At 70.3% G+C, this 14,492-nt stretch carries 14 protein-coding genes; 4 read left to right on the forward strand and 10 right to left on the reverse strand.

Annotated elements, in window-relative coordinates; translation table 11 throughout:
* Window positions 1–135: 135 nt before the first annotated feature.
* On the reverse strand, window positions 136–537 hold the full coding sequence (locus tag ACIBSW_RS04980; RefSeq protein ID WP_354721582.1) for a response regulator: 402 nt from the start codon (window positions 535–537) through the stop codon (window positions 136–138).
* A 280-nt stretch (window positions 538–817) separates the two neighbouring features.
* Between ACIBSW_RS04980 and ACIBSW_RS04985 the strand changes: the two genes are divergently transcribed.
* Both ACIBSW_RS04985 and ACIBSW_RS04990 read left to right on the forward strand, forming a co-directional pair.
* Window positions 818–1,045, forward strand: coding sequence for a hypothetical protein (locus ACIBSW_RS04985; protein ID WP_404799221.1), 228 nt, complete (start codon window positions 818–820; stop codon window positions 1,043–1,045).
* A 79-nt stretch (window positions 1,046–1,124) separates the two neighbouring features.
* Window positions 1,125–2,945, forward strand: coding sequence for a HAMP domain-containing sensor histidine kinase (locus tag ACIBSW_RS04990; protein WP_354721581.1), 1,821 nt, complete (start codon window positions 1,125–1,127; stop codon window positions 2,943–2,945).
* A gap of 3 nt (window positions 2,946–2,948) precedes the next feature.
* Here ACIBSW_RS04990 and ACIBSW_RS04995 read toward each other — a convergent pair whose 3' ends face one another.
* The 3 genes from ACIBSW_RS04995 to ACIBSW_RS05005 form a co-directional block, all read right to left on the reverse strand.
* Entirely contained in the window at window positions 2,949–3,752 is an 804-nt protein-coding gene (locus tag ACIBSW_RS04995) for an SRPBCC family protein (protein ID WP_354721580.1), read from the reverse strand.
* Between the two features lie 74 nt (window positions 3,753–3,826).
* Window positions 3,827–4,555, reverse strand: coding sequence for a hydrolase (locus ACIBSW_RS05000; protein ID WP_354721579.1), 729 nt, complete (start codon window positions 4,553–4,555; stop codon window positions 3,827–3,829).
* A gap of 134 nt (window positions 4,556–4,689) precedes the next feature.
* Complete coding sequence (locus ACIBSW_RS05005; protein WP_354721578.1) at window positions 4,690–6,237, reverse strand: methyl-accepting chemotaxis protein; 1,548 nt, start codon at window positions 6,235–6,237, stop codon at window positions 4,690–4,692.
* Window positions 6,238–6,403: 166 nt separating this feature from the next.
* Here ACIBSW_RS05005 and ACIBSW_RS05010 point away from each other — a divergent pair, with 166 nt between their 5' ends.
* A complete protein-coding gene (locus ACIBSW_RS05010; protein WP_354721577.1) occupies window positions 6,404–7,213 on the forward strand; it encodes a peptidoglycan DD-metalloendopeptidase family protein in 810 nt (269 codons plus the stop codon).
* Between the two features lie 15 nt (window positions 7,214–7,228).
* On the opposite strand, the gene ACIBSW_RS05015 is transcribed toward ACIBSW_RS05010, so the two are convergent.
* The 6 genes from ACIBSW_RS05015 to flgN form a co-directional block, all read right to left on the reverse strand.
* Entirely contained in the window at window positions 7,229–9,370 is a 2,142-nt protein-coding gene (locus ACIBSW_RS05015) for a glycosyltransferase (protein ID WP_354721576.1), read from the reverse strand.
* 88 nt (window positions 9,371–9,458) lie between these two features.
* The gene (gene csrA / locus ACIBSW_RS05020; protein ID WP_354721575.1) at window positions 9,459–9,701 is read right to left on the reverse strand and encodes a carbon storage regulator CsrA; all 243 of its coding nucleotides are present in this window, start codon (window positions 9,699–9,701) and stop codon (window positions 9,459–9,461) included.
* A gap of 89 nt (window positions 9,702–9,790) precedes the next feature.
* Window positions 9,791–10,189: a flagellar assembly protein FliW gene (fliW, locus tag ACIBSW_RS05025; RefSeq protein WP_354721574.1), complete on the reverse strand. Its 399-nt coding sequence runs from the start codon at window positions 10,187–10,189 to the stop codon at window positions 9,791–9,793.
* A 343-nt stretch (window positions 10,190–10,532) separates the two neighbouring features.
* Window positions 10,533–11,417 (reverse strand): flagellar hook-associated protein FlgL, encoded by an 885-nt coding sequence (gene flgL / locus ACIBSW_RS05030; protein WP_354721573.1) that lies wholly within the window; start codon window positions 11,415–11,417, stop codon window positions 10,533–10,535.
* A gap of 10 nt (window positions 11,418–11,427) precedes the next feature.
* Window positions 11,428–12,816 (reverse strand): flagellar hook-associated protein FlgK, encoded by a 1,389-nt coding sequence (gene flgK / locus ACIBSW_RS05035; protein ID WP_354721572.1) that lies wholly within the window; start codon window positions 12,814–12,816, stop codon window positions 11,428–11,430.
* Window positions 12,816–13,301: a flagellar export chaperone FlgN gene (gene flgN / locus ACIBSW_RS05040; RefSeq protein ID WP_354721571.1), complete on the reverse strand. Its 486-nt coding sequence runs from the start codon at window positions 13,299–13,301 to the stop codon at window positions 12,816–12,818. The genes flgK and flgN overlap by 1 nt, the downstream gene beginning before the upstream one ends.
* 299 nt (window positions 13,302–13,600) lie before the next feature.
* Between flgN and ACIBSW_RS05045 the strand changes: the two genes are divergently transcribed.
* Window positions 13,601–14,386: a flagellin gene (locus ACIBSW_RS05045; RefSeq protein WP_354721570.1), complete on the forward strand. Its 786-nt coding sequence runs from the start codon at window positions 13,601–13,603 to the stop codon at window positions 14,384–14,386.
* Window positions 14,387–14,492 lie beyond the last annotated feature (106 nt).

Here is a 14,492-nt window from a genome sequence, read left to right on the forward strand (position 1 = left end):
GAGGCGGACGGGTGCCGGCCCGGGAAGCGGACGGGTGCGTGCCGGTTGCCATCCACCGGGGAAGCGGGTGGGCGGCACCGGGCCGGGATGGTGAAGGGAATTTCGGTCGGTTCGACTCGGCCGATCAGGCGGTCGTCACACGCTGGGTGCGCGGTCGGCGAGTACCGCCCGCAGCGCCTCCAGCAGCACCTCGGAGGTGAACGGCTTCATGACCAGCCGGGCGTCCTCGGCGATCTGGCCCTTGGCGACGGCGATGTCCTTGGGCAGGCCGGAGATGTAGACGACGCCCATCTCGGGGCGCATGCCGGTCGCGGCGCGGGCCAGCTCGCCGCCGCCGACGCCCGGCAGGCCGAGGTCGGTGACGAGCACGTCGATGGTGCCGGCGTGGTCGCGGCACAGCTCGAGGGCCTGCTCGGAGTCGGCCGCCATCAGGGTGGCGTAGCCGCGGCGCTCGAGCATCCGGCGCACGATGTCGCGCAGGTCCTCCTCGTCGTCGACGACCAGGACCGTTGGACGCTCCTGCGGAACCTCCGACATTGGGCCTCCTCGGTACTTGTCACAACACGCTATCGGCGGGCGGGCACACCGGTGCCGCTTTCCGGGCTTTCGCGACCCCGGCCCGCGCCCCGGCGCCCACCCAACGGGCCGATCCGGTGGTTTTGCGCCGGATAGGGGCCCGTGTCCGGACCGTCCGGCCCCGAGTTGCCGCCGGGTTGCAGGACCCCGGCCGCGAGCCCTCGCGCTAAGCCGACCCGGTACCGGACCGATTAATCCCGTGTCAGCTACCGCCGCAGTGCCACCCAGCCAGGAGAGAGCGATGATGACCGCCATGCTGTCGCCCGAGATCGTCACCGTCCCGTCCCTGGTCGACCGCTGCGACAGCTGCAGCGCCGCCGGAAAGGCGGAGATCGCACTGACCAGCGGCGGCTCGCTGGTCTTCTGCGGGCACCACGCCAACAAGAACGCCGGCAAGCTGCATCCGGTCGCCACCCGGATCACCGTCGGCGACGGCTTCGAGTGGCTGGCGCAGTCTCCACCGGCGTGACCACTTGATCACATCCGCCGCGATATGATCGCTCCCTCGCACTTGGGCCGAAACGCCCATATTTAGAGGGGTTCCACCGGTGCAGATCGCGGCGCGCGACGTGGGCAGGCTGTCCCGGATCTTCGCCGGGTGCGCCGGGATCACGGTGGTCGTCGCCGGCACATTCAGCCTGGTGACCTCGCCGGTTCCGGCGGGAGAGAACGCACTGACGTGGAGCCCGGCGGCCGCACTCGTGGCCGCCGGGCTCGCTCTCGTCCTGCTCGCTCCGGCCCGCGGCGGCCCGGCCGTCCGTGGCGCCGGCTACCTGCTCGCGCTCCTCGCCGCCGCGCTCGGCGGGTCCGCCGTGCAGCGCCACCCGGCCGCCGGGGTCGCCACCCTGCTCGCTGGCCTGGCCCTGGCCTGCCTCGACATCAGGCTCCGGCGGCCCGGCGTACAGACCCGGTTCCGGGTCGCCGACCCGCTGCTGGCCGGCACCGCGATCATCGCCCTGGTCGCCATGGTTCCGCGGATGTTCGCGCCGACGTTCCCGGTCGGCGGCGGGCCGGACAGCGTCATGGCGCCCTACTACGGCGGGACGCTGCTCGCCCTTGCCGTCGGCGCCATCCTGGCCCGCCCGGAGGCGGGTCCGCTGCGCACCGGCGCGGCCGCCGGCGCCGGCAGCAAGATCCGGCACACGCTGCCCGCGCTCGTCGCCCTGCCGGTGGTGGCCGCACTGATCAGCGCGCTCGCGGTCCGGACCGGGATCAGCGGCCCGGCGGGCGCGATCAGCATCGGCGTGACCCTGGCCGCCCTCGCCGTGCTGGCCCTGATCGCCCTGCTGGTGCGCTCGCTCGAGAGCGCCGACCGCCAGCAGCGCGAACTCGTCGCGGAGCTGCGGGAACGCCGGGAGTTCGCGGACACGCTGCTGCAGTCGATGAACGAGGCGGTGATGGTCCTCGACGCCAACCACCGGGTGATCGACGTGAACCGGCGCTGGCGGGAGCTGACCGGCAACACGCGGCCGCCCGGCCCGGGCCCGGCCGAGGTCCCGCCCCCCGGCACCGGGGACTGGGTGGTGCGGCACGCCGACGGCACCGACATCCCGGTGCTGGCCACGATGGCGGCGATCCCGGACGCCGACGGGCGGGCCCGGGCGTACGTGGCGACCTACGTCGACATCGCCGACCGCAAGCGCGCCGAGGACAAGCTGAGCGAGCGCGCCGCCGAGCTGGAGCGCAGCAACGAGCGGCTGCGGGAGTCGAACAGCCGGCTGGAGGCGGCGCTGGCCTTCAAGAACGACCTGACGTCGATGCTGACCCACGACGTGGCGCAGCCGATCAGCTCGATCGCCAGCCTCTCCGAGCTGCTCTCCGCGGACTGGTCCGAGCTGGGTGAGGACATCCGCCTCGAGCTGGCGACGAAGATCGACAAGAACACCCATCGGCTCATCAAGATGATGAACGACCTGCAACTGCTCTTCCGGCTGGACACCGGCTCGGTCACCGCGCGGCGCACCCCGGTGCCGGTGCTCGACCTCGTCACCTCGGTCGTCGCGGAGCTGGGCCACGCGGACGACGTGGAGATCGTCATCGACGACGACGTCTCCGCGCTGGCCGACCGGCAGCACCTCTGGCACGTGGTGCACAACCTGCTCAGCAACGCGATCCAGTACGGCGAGCCACCGCTGGAGGTCCGCGCCGAGCGGCGCGCCGAGTCCGTCGTGCTGACGGTGCGCGACAGCGGCGACGGCATCCCGGAGGAGCTCATTCCGCACCTGTTCGACCGGTTCATGCGCGGCGCCGGGCTCGGGCTCTTCATCGTGCGCCACCTCGTGGAAGCGAACGGGGGCTCGGTCCGCTACGAGCGGGCCGAGCCCCACGGCGCGAAGCTGATCGTGGTTCTCGAGTCGGCGTCCCTCTGACCGCTACCAGTCCTGGGAGCTGCCGCGCTCCTCCTCGTTGACGGCCCCGTCGGTGCGGCCGTCGCGGGCGCTCATGGCCTTGCCGCCCATCGGCGCCGCGCCACCCGCAGCGCCGCCGCTCATCGAGAGGTTTCCGCCGATGCGGCGGCCGGGCGCGAGCACCTCGTCGAGGTCCGCGGCGCTGGAGATGCCGGGCGCCGAGGAGATGTCGACGTCGGTGCCACGGTCCGCGTTGCTGAACCCGCCGGCGCTGGTGCCCCAGCCGGCGCCGGGCTGCGGGCGGCCCTCCCGGGCCCGGGATGCGACCGAGGCCGGCGAGGCCGGGTCGAGCATCTTTCCGCCGCCCATACCGGAGAGGTTCTTCATGCTGGCGCCGAGATCGGTGCCGCCGAGCCGGCCGGCCTCGATCAGGCCCTTGAAGGTGTTCAGGTCGGACTTGAGCTGACGGCTCAGCGACGCCTGGCCGTGCCGGTCACTGGGCATCAGGTACGCGACGTCGGCCTCGAGCTGCGCGATGATCTGGGTGCGCATCTCCCCCATCGGCCGCAGGGTGATCGTCTCCGCGAGCATCGGCCCCTCGGTGGTCGTCCAGGAGACCCGTTCGTCCAGGGTGCACTCGGTTATCTGCGCGTCGAACTCGCGGCGGTGCCCCTCGACCTCCATGACCCAGTGTGTCTGATCGTTGCCGATCCGGGTCACCTGCCGCACGCCGGTCATGAACTGTGGATAGTTCTCGAACGCCTCGAGTTGTTGGTACACCGTGTGCAGCGGAGCACCGATCTCGACGGCCTGCTGGACCATACTCATCGCATCTCTCCCATGCTGAAGTGCTGGCATGACTGAGAGTACGTACGTGATTACGTTACGCGTTTGGTTTCCGATCAGACCCGGAGCAGGTACTGCCAGCGGCCGACCTCGCCCGCGTACCGGGCGTCACTCGCGGCCGCCAGGGCCACATTCGCATCACGCAGAGTGGCCACCAGCCGGGGCGACGGGCTGCGCCACGCCTCGCTGATCTCGACCGTCGTGCCGGTGAGCCGGCAGGCGGCGGCGAGCGCGTACATGAGCTCCGGGGTCAGCGCGGCGTCGTCGATGCCGACCTGGGCCAGCAGGCTCAGCGGGCGGGCCAGCTGCGTCGGCGCGTATCGGGAGGCGCGCTCGATGCCCTTGATCGTCGCGGCGACGGTGGCCTCGGCGACCTGGTCCGGGGTGAGCCGCCCGGCGGCGATCATGGACCGCACGTCGCGGGGTGCCGTCAGGCCCTCGGCCAGCGGCAGCCGGGACACCGCGACCGAGATCACCTCGAGGTGCCCGAGATCGGCCGGCCAGGCCAGCCAGCCGTTGGGGCGGACGACCTCGACCTCGGCGCCGACCCGCAGATTCAGCTCGGTGCGACTGCGGGCGCGGCGGATCGTGTCCGCGTACGCGGGCAGCCAGGTCGTCTCCGGGCCCACCTGGTCGGCGAACGTGACGGTGATCAGCCCGACCTGGTCGGCGGCCGACACGACGACTCCGACGGCGTCCCGGCCCGCGGCGAAGCCCGTGTGCACGTGCGCGTCGGTACGCAGGTCGAGGGCGGCTAGGGGCACGGCGAGGGCCGTGCCGTTCATTACCGATTCGTGTTCTGCACCCACGAAGACTCCCGAGACACGTCCGTATGACGAGCCCATCTCGTCCTGGAATACGGTGCTTCCCCGGCGTTGTCGACGGGGGCCGCGCCAGGTGCAGTCCGGGTGCGCCGTGCTCAGAGCCGGAACGCCCCGACCAGGGTGCGCAGCTCTTCCGCGGTGCGCGCGACCTCCTCGCTGGCCTGCCGGCTCTGGGTGACGCCGTGCACCGCGGTCGCGCTGGCGGCGGACACGTCGGTGATGTTCTCCGCGATCCGGCTGCTGCCCGAGGCCACCTCGGCGATGCTGCGGCTCATCTCGCCCGTCGTCGCGGTCTGCTCCTCGACCGCGCTCGCGATCGCGGTCTGGAACTCGTTGATCTTCGCGATGACCTCGCTGATCCGGCCGATCACCTCCACCGCGCCGCCGGTGTCGTGCTGGATCGCGCTGACCCGCGAGGCGATGTCCTCGGTGGCCCGGGCGGTCTCCTGCGCCAGGTCCTTGACCTCGGAGGCGACCACGGCGAAGCCCTTGCCCGCCGCGCCGGCCCGGGCGGCCTCGATGGTCGCGTTCAGGGCGAGCAGGTTCGTCTGCTCGGCGATGGAGGTGATCAGCTTGATCACATTGCCGATCTCCGCCGACGACTCGCCCAGCAGGCGGACGGTCTCGGTCGCCCGCGCGGCCTCAGCGACCGCGGCCGCGGCGATCTCGGCGGCGTCGCTGGTGCTCCGGGAGATCTCCCGGATGCTCAGGCCCATCTCCTCCGACCCGGCCGCCACGGTCTGCACGTTGCGGGAGATCTCCTCGGCCTCGCTGGACGCCGAGGTCATCCGCGCATCGGTGTGCTGCGCCGCATCGGCGATCTGGGCGGCGACCGCCGAGAGCTCGGTGGCGGAGCTGGCCAGCGTCTCGGCGTTCTCCTCGATCCTGCTGAGCGAGCTGTGGATCGCGGACAGGGCGCTGTCCAGCCCGACCGCCATGCGGCCGATCTCGTCGCGGCTGGTGATACCGCTGCGCCGGGTGAGGTCGCCGGCGGCCAGGGCCTCGATGACCTCGCCGAGCCGTTGCACCGGGCGCAGGATCGATCGCGCCAGCGGCACGGCCAGCCCGATGAGCAACGCCACCGCGAGGAGCCCGACGATCCGGGCGGCCCAGGTCGTGGCCCGCACGGTGCTGTCCATGTCGGCGCGCTCCTGCTCGACGGCCGCGACGACCTGCTCGTTGAGGGCGCCGAGCTGATCGTCGACCGCGCTGTTCCGCTCGGCGATCTGGCCCATGTTCGCGTGCGCGGCGGCGCCACCGGCGCCGGCCTGCGCGACGAAGTCCGCGATGAAGGCGCCGAAGCTGTCCACTTCCGGGCGGATCTTCGCGAACTCGGCGGCCAGGCCACCGGGCATGCCGACCGCCTGTACCGCGTCCGCGGCCTCCGTGGCCGAGGCCACATCGTCGGCGACATCCTGGGTGACGTCCTGGCCGAGGGCGGCGCGATAGGCATCGACCTTCAGCTCGCTCTGCCGGGTGTCCAGGTGGTTCAGCGCGCCGAGGCCGGCCTCCAGCCGGCGCACGGTGTCGGCCTGGTCGACGACCTTGTCTTGGCCGGTCACCGCGATGTACCACATTCCGACGATTCCCAGCACGCCGACGGCCACGATAACGCCCAGCCGCTTGGCGATCCCCAGTTCCATCAATCGCGACACGTGTGTCCCCCCGAAAGCCAGCATTGCCCCTGCGGGATCTCCGTTCCGTCGGTCCACCATCGCGCCGCAGCGGCTCAGGACCATCTTCCAGCCGAATCCGTGCACCCGGGGCCGAACCGATTGTTTTGACGCAACCCGTTCGAAGGGACCACGCGTGAAACGCCGACATATGTGCACCGCCGCAGCCCTGCTCACCGCCGCCGGCACCCTCGGCGCCGTCCCCGCCGCGGCCGACGTCACCAGGATCGCCGGCACCGGCCGGGTGGTCACCACGGGCACCCCGCTCAACGCCCGCAGCGGCCCGTCCGCGAGCAGCTCCCGGACCGGCACCATCAGGAACGGCGCGATCGTCTCGATCGTCTGCCGCGTCGCCGGCCAGTTCATCCGCGGCACGGTCCGGAACACCGGCTACTGGGACCGGCTCGCCGACGGCAGCTACATCTCCGACTCGTACGTCCGGCGCCGCGCCTTCCCGATACCCAGGTGCAGGACGACCGCGCCGATGCCGGCCGTCACCGGTAGCTGGATGCTTCCCGTCACCGCCGGCCTGGTCAGCGGCTTCCGCACCGCGGCCCGCCCGGCGCACGACGGCGTCGACCTCGGCGCGACCCGCAACACCGCGATCCGCGCGGCCAGCGCCGGCAGGGTGATCAAGGTCGCCTGCAACGTCTCCGCGGGCAGCTGCGACGTCGACGGCAAACTCACGCTGACCGGCTGCGGCTGGTACGTGGAGGTCCGGCACCCGGGCCCCATCGTGACCCGGTACTGCCACATGGTGCGCCGGCCGGCCGTGTCCAGCGGCCAGGGCGTCAGGCGCGGCACGATCCTCGGGTACGTGGGCAGCTCGGGCTCGTCCTCCGGCCCGCACCTGCACTTCGAGGTCCACAACGGCAGCCCGGCGACGAGGGCGAACGCGGTCGACCCGATCGCGTTCATGCGCGCCCGCGGCCTGCACATCGGCTGAGTCCGCTGAGGAGCGTCACACCGCTTTGATGGCGGACGCCACGCCGGGTGCGAGCGCCCGCAGCTCCCTCAGTACCGCCCTGCTCTGGTCGTCGGGCACCAGGGCCAGCGCCTCGGAGAGCGGGGCGAGCGCCGCCTGGTCGCCGAAGAGCTCCAGCGCGGCGGCCGCGGCGAGCGCCCGTTCCCGGGCGGAGCGGTCGGCGGCGGCCGAAAGCGCCAGCAGCGGGCAGTACCGCGCCAGCCCCTGTTCCCGCATCCGTCCCGACCATCGGATGGCGCTGTTCACCGGCAGCCGGCCGGCCATCCAGACCACCACGCCGAAGAGCTGTGGATCGCCGGGAAAGCGTTCCCAGAGCGCCTCGACGACGGCGTCGGCGAGCGTCGGCGCCACCGGCCGGGTGGCGTACAGCAGCTCGCGGACGGAATGCTCCGGGATCAGCCTGGCCAGCTCGGTCACGTCGGAACCCGCGCCGTCCAGCACCTTGGCGATGTCACCGAGCGGCAGCACCAGGCGGCCGGCGCGCAGCTCCGCCCGCAGCAGTTCGGCCGCTTCCACCATCCGGCCGGTGGCGCTGAGGCTGATGATCTCGAACGGCCTCAGCCGGCGGCGGCCCGCCTCGACGCCCAGGTCGTTGTAGGCGTTCTCGGGCATGCCCCGGAGCAGCTCCAGCACCCGCTCGTGGTTGCCCTCGGCGGTACGCACGACGATCTCCGACTGATCGGTCGTGACCTGTTCACGGGCGGCCGCGCGCAACTCCGCGAGGGCCGCGTTCGCCGCCGGGAGGCGACCCGTCTCCGCGCAGCAACGGATCAGGATGCCGAGCAGGCCGACCCGGATGACGGTCTCGGGGTTGGCGGCGAGACCCGATCTGCAGGCCTCGATGGCGCCCGCCGGGTCGCCGGCGTCGCGCTCCGCCCGGGCGAGGTTGTAGAGCGCCTCCGGCCCGTCGGACCTGGCCAGCGCGGCGAGGCGGTGGTTGCGCCGGACCTTGTCCTTCGTCGCGGCGGCACCGAGGTGACCGGAGTGTGCGAGCGCGAGCGTCTCGGTGCGTTCGTTCTGCGGAATCTCGCCGGTGATCCGGTGGGTGACCTGTTCGTGCAGCCGGCCGCTGTAGCGGTATTCGGCGGCCCGGAACAGCCGCATGGACCACACCGAGTCACCGCCGGCCACGGTCGGGCTGTCCACATGCACCAGAAACGCGTCGACCGCACGGCCGGCCGCGTCGAGCTGCTGCCGCAGCGCGGTGGGGTCGCCCCCGACGACCTTGTCGGCGTCGACGGTGAGCGCCCAGCTGCCGCGACAGTGTGCGAGGGCTCGGTTGCGGGCGTCTCCGAAGTGGTCGTCCCAGTACCCGTCGATGACGTGAGCACCCATCTCCCGGGCGATTGCCCTGGTCCGGTCGGTTGAACCGGTGTCGTAGACCACGATCTCGTCGGCCACCGCGCGCAGCGCGTTCAGGCAGGTGGCGATGACCGCCTCCTCGTCCTTGACGATGAGGCACCCCGACAGCAGCGGCGCGTCGGCGGGCGGCTCCGGCCGCAGCGCACACTGCCGACCGCCGAGGTGGGCGATCAGCGCACCCTCGACCAGCACCAGCCGGCCCTGCTTGCGCAGCTCGGCGTACGGCATGTCCAGCGTGGGTCCGCCGGCGCGCGCCAGGGCCTCGCGGCGGACGGCGACGCAGACCGGGCCGAGCCGGTCGACGTCGGTCAGGCCTCGGTGGTCCTGGCGCCACTGCCGGGCATACGCCTTGAAGGCGGGGATACCGGCCGCGGCCTCGGGCGGCAGCCTGACCCGCTGCGGGCCGATGCTGCGGTGGCAGCGGGGTCCGGCGGCGACGACGGCGGGGTCGTCGAAGGCCGCGGCGACCGCCTCGAGCCAGTGTGGTGTCACGACGGTGTCGCCGTCGAGCAGCACCACAACCGGGTTGGTGGTGGCGGCCAGCCCGGCCGACCAGCGGGCGGCCTGTTCCGGCGGGGTCTGGTCGACGACCGTCAGCCAGGGTTGGGCGCGGGCCTTGACGGCCAGGTCGTGGCGTTGCGGTGGGAGCACGCAGACGACCTCGTCGCGCAACCCGAGGGTGGGCCGCAGCCCGGACAGGAGGTTCTGGAAGTCGGCGGTGGTGCCGCCCGCGGTGACGATCACTGAGACGGGCACGCGAGTCACCCCTGACCGATCGGCATGCCGAGAGCCGGCTTCCTGTCGGGAACCGGCTCCGGGCCTGTCGAATCATCGAATCGTGTCGTCAGTCCAGCTTCGCCGCCGGGCGGAGACTCTCGGCGAGGGCCTGCACCGTCTTCTCGTCCGGTGACGCCGCCTCCCGATTCGCCGCCTGCAGTTCCCGGTAAACCTCCTCGCGGTGCACCTGCACGTCGCGGGGAGCCTGGATCCCGATCCGGATGAGGTCGCCCCGTGCCTCGAGCACGGTAATGACGATGTCATCACCGATGATCACGCTCTCGCCGGCTTTCCTGGTCAGCACCAGCATCGTGGCCGCCCTTCGCCATCCGTGGACAGGACTTCACGCACCGTAGCCGCCGAAAGCGATCTCCGCCGGGTGACCGCGCCGAACGGGTATCAGGAGGTGCGGCGCATGACCGCGCGGACCGGCATGCCGCTGTCCTGCAGGATGACCTGCATGGCACGGCGACTGTCGCGGTCCACGATGATCGGGGCGAGCAGGTTGGCCGTGGTCTCCTCAAGTCCCGCGGTGATGACGACCATGACCAGTAGCCGGTCCGGGTCCTTCGTGTTGAGGGCGGCGAGAACGTCGTTCTCGATCTCCGGCGCGTAGTCCGGGAAGAACGGCTCGGGCGGCGCCACCAGGAACCGGATGTTCGGGTCCTGGGTGGAAGTGAACGCGTAGAGCAGACCCTGCTCGTTCAGCCGGACCAACACGAACTGCCGGTGCGCCGGGAATCCGGCCATCGGCGAGGCCATGTCGATCGTCGGCATGTCCAGCCAGGCGTCGGTCATGGTGGCCCCAATCAGTCGGGACGCGGTGGTAGTACTCATGGTCACCTCAGGAAGTCGATGAGCGAAGGCCGGTTCGCCTCGGCCCCGGCGGCCAAGGCGGCCTGATACGACGTCTATCCCTAGAGATAACGTCTATATCGGACAGTCGCGATGCCACAGACAACCTGTGACCCTTGGCGAAGTCCCTCGTCTGCGTAATCTCACTGTACCGGGATCGAATCTCCGAATAGCCGGATTCAGTGTTTTGATCAGCGGATCCGAATCAACGCAAGAAGGGACTGAAAGGCGACAGCCGCCCTTCAATCCCTTCTTTAACAAAAGCACCAGACGACGCTCGCGTCACTCAGCGCAGATAGTCGATTAGCGACGGCTGGATGACCTTGGCGGTCGCGGACAGGGCGGCCTGGTAGGCGGTCTCCTGAAGCTGCATTTCCATGATCGTCTGCGGAAGGTCGATGTCCTCGACGTCCGAGATCTGAGACTTGAGCGTCACCTGCCGGTCCAGCGCGGTCTCGCGCATCTGCGACACCCGGTTGTATCGGGCACCGACATCCGCCAACGTCTGCTTGATGACGGCGCTCGCGCCGTTCAACTTGACCTGACCGTCGCGCAGCGCCGTCACATCGTTGGCGCGCAGGCTCGCGGAGAGCCCTTCGAGCACCGAGAAGAGCTGGTCGGGGCCGGTGCCGAAGACGTTCGGACCGACCTCGGCGACCCGCACCTGCGCGTTGCTGCCCACGGTACGGAGCACGTCGCCGTTGTCACCCAGATAGTTCCCGCTGCTGTCGTACGCGATGCCACCCGTCGTGGTGCCGCCGAACACCGGCCGGCCCAGGTACGTGGTGTTCGCCGAGCCGATCAGCGACGCCCGGATGTTGTCGATCTCCACGGCCAGCGCCTCGCGCGACTGCGCCGTCGAGGTACCGCTCTGGCTCTGGATGGTCAGGTCGTATGCCCGGTTCAGCTGGGTCAGCGACTGGGTGAGCGTGTTGTCGACGGTGTCGAGCCAGCCCAGGCCGTCGTCGGCGTTGCGGGCGTACTGCTCGTTGACCCGCGACTCTCCGCGCAGCTGCATCGACGACACAGTGCCGGTCGGCGAGTCGGACGGCCGGTTGATCTGCTTGCCGCTGGACAGATGCTCCTGGATCTTGGCGCTGCGGGCGACGTTGCGCTGCAGGTTGGCCAGCACTCGGGTGGTGATGCTGCCTTCGGTGACCCTCAACTGCATGTCGTCCTACCTACCTTCCGACCAGGCCGGTGCGATTGATCAGCTGGTCGAGCATCGAGTCGATCGTGGTCAGCACCCGGGAGGCCGCCTCGTACCCACGCTGGAACGTCAGCAGGTTCGTCATCTCCTCGTCGAGGTTGACGCCTGCCTCCGCCTCACGGGCCGAGTCGATCTGCAGGGCGATGTTGCTCTGAATATCGGCACGGCGGCCGGATGTCTGAGAGGCCACGCCCAGATCGGCGATCATGTTCTGGTAGGCCTTGTCCGGACCGTCGGTGCGCTCACCGGTACGCGACAGCAGGTCGGCGACCGACCCGTCGAAGGTGCCGGCGGTCGCTGCCGCCCCGACCTGTTCCGGCTTGTCCATGTCGAGAGCGATGGCGATGGAGCTCGCGCTGTCACCGGAGAAGAACGGCCGGCCGCTGACCCCGTCCAGGCCGTACGCCGCGGTGTGCACCGCGTTGACCGTGTCGGCGAGCTTCTTGGCGACGTCGTCGAGCTTCGCGGCCATGTCCGGGATGACGGTGCTGACGGCGTCGATCATGGCGCCCATCCGCCCGCCCGCGTTCGCCGTCGTGCCGTCCTGCGTCCACGTCAGTCGCACGGGGTCGCCGGCCTGGTCCTCGAGCCGCGCGGCACCCTTCACCTCGACGGTGCGCGTGGTGAACTCGCTGACCAGGTTGGTGCCGCCGACGAAGACGTCAATCGAGCCGTTGGGCCGCTTCGAGGCGGTGGCGCCGACCATCTCGGCCAGGTGCATGACGTGCAGGTCGCGCTGGTCCTCCAGCTCGTTGACCGTCGCGCCCGACGCCTTGGCCAGCACGATGCTCTTGTTCAGGTCGGCGATCGCCGTCGCGGTCTGGTTGATCTCGGCGGAGAAGGCGACGGCCTCGCCGCGCAGGTCCTTCCAGTGCGAGGCGAGCGAGCCGTACGCGTTGTGCAGGCCGTCCACCACGGTCGCGCTCTGCTGCAGCAGCGCGGAGCGGGCCGCCGGGTCGTTCGGCGCGTTCGCGACGTCGGCCCAGCCGCCCCACATGTCGTGGAACTGCGCCTGCATCGCGGTGTCGTTCGGCTCGCCGAAGACGTCCTCGATCGAGTTGTAGATCGCCGCCTGGTTGGTCAGGTACGAGCTGGTGGCGTGCTCGGTGCGGCCCCGCTCCTCCAGGAACTCGTTGCGCATCCGCTGCACGCCGGTCACCTCGACGCCGTCGCCGAGGCCGTCGGAGCGGGCGTACATGGCGGCCGAGCTCCCGCCGACCACCGACTGCATGTTCACGCGCTGCCGGGAGTATCCCTGTGTATTGGCGTTCGCGATGTTCTGGCCCGAGACGTCCAGTCCGCGCCGGTTGGCGTAAAGGCCGGTCAGGGCGGTGTTCAGGGAACCAAAGGAACTCGACATCAGATCGCCTCATCTACCAGGCTCGGACGGCGTGCGCCGCCGACGACGGTTTTGCCTTGGGGGTCGTAGGTCTCGACGTTGCCCGCGAAGGCGAGCATCGTGTCGCGGGTCGCCCGCTGGCCCGCGGTGAGCAGCTCACGGTTGGCGCCCGCCATGCCGCTGATCTCGGAGGTCAGCGTCAGGAACGCCTTGCGGTGCTGCTGCAACAGCTCCGACCAGGGTGCCGGCGCCGCGTCGGCCAGTTCGCCCAGCGAGGCTTCCGCCGACAGACCCAGCTCCAGCGCGGCGTCCTGCGAGTAGGCGGCGCGAGCGATCTCGGTCTGGCGCATCTGCTCGAGCACCACCTCGACCTCCCGGGTGGCGTGCGGCAACCAGCGGTTCCGGCCGGCGGCGAGGATGAGCTGCTCCTCCTCGAGCTTGAACAGCAACAGTTCCAACAGTTCACGCGAACGCCACAGCACGCTGGAAAGGTCGGTCAGGCTCACCCGCGGCTCCTCCCTATCGGCTCGGGCGGGATCGGCCTCACCCGGCCGTTCCCCTGCACTCGGACAGGTCGGCACGTTCCCTGGGCAACTGAGGGGTTCCGGCCGATTGGGGAGTTCGGCGGGTGCCGGCGCCCGGTTGCATATATAAGGCATCCCGCGAGCCGCCGGCGACCTCAAAAAATCTTCAAGAAATCCGGGGCGCTCTCCTCATCACCGGCGGCGCCCGGCCGAATAGTCATGGCGTAACACCCCGGCTCACGGATGAGTCGAATCGGGCCCCACTCAAGGAGGAAATTCAAATGGGTCTTCGCATCAACCAGAACATTGCCGCCCAGAACGCCTACCGGAACCTGTCTGTCACCGACAACCAGATGTCCAAGTCGCTGGAGAAGCTGTCGTCGGGTTTCCGGATCAACCGGGCGGCGGACGACGCCGCGGGTCTCGCCATCAGCGAGGGTCTGCGCAGCCAGATCGGCGGCCTCAAGGTCGGCGCTCGTAACGCCCAGGACGGCATCAGCGTCGTGCAGACCGCTGAGGGTGCGCTCACCGAGGTGCACAGCATGCTGCAGCGCATGAACGACCTGTCCGTGCAGTACAAGAGCGGCGTCCAGGGCACCGACTCGCAGGCCGCGCTGTCGAGCGAGTTCACCGCCCTGCAGTCCGAGGTCACCCGTATCCGGGACAACACCAAGTTCAACGGTGTCGCCCTGTTCAACGACGCCGCCCTGGACTTCCAGGTCGGCTACGACAGCACCGACACGATCACGGTCGACGCGACCTCGCTCGCGAAGTTCGACACCAGCGCTGCCGTCATCACCGACAGCAGCACGGTGCAGGCCGAGGTCACCAAGATCTCGACCCAGCGGGCCTCGCTCGGTGCGCTGCAGAACCGGTTCGAGCACACCGTGAACTCGGTCAACGTCGCGGTCGAGAACCTGTCCGCGTCGGAGAGCCGGATCCGTGACACCGACATGGCGCAGGAGATGATGTCCTTCACCCGGTCGCAGATCCTGTCCCAGGCCGGCACCGCCATGCTGTCGCAGGCGAACCAGTCGCAGCAGGGCGTGCTTTCCCTGCTCCGCTGATCGACGTTCATCACAACCGCATAGTGAATTCGCCGAGCTGAAAAGCTCAGTCAACTGAATAGACAACCGAAGAGACGGGCGGTCGGCATAATCGCCGGCCGCCCGT

The sequence above is a fragment of the Actinoplanes sp. NPDC049668 genome (assembly GCF_044465445.1).
GTDB lineage: Bacteria > Actinomycetota > Actinomycetes > Mycobacteriales > Micromonosporaceae > Actinoplanes.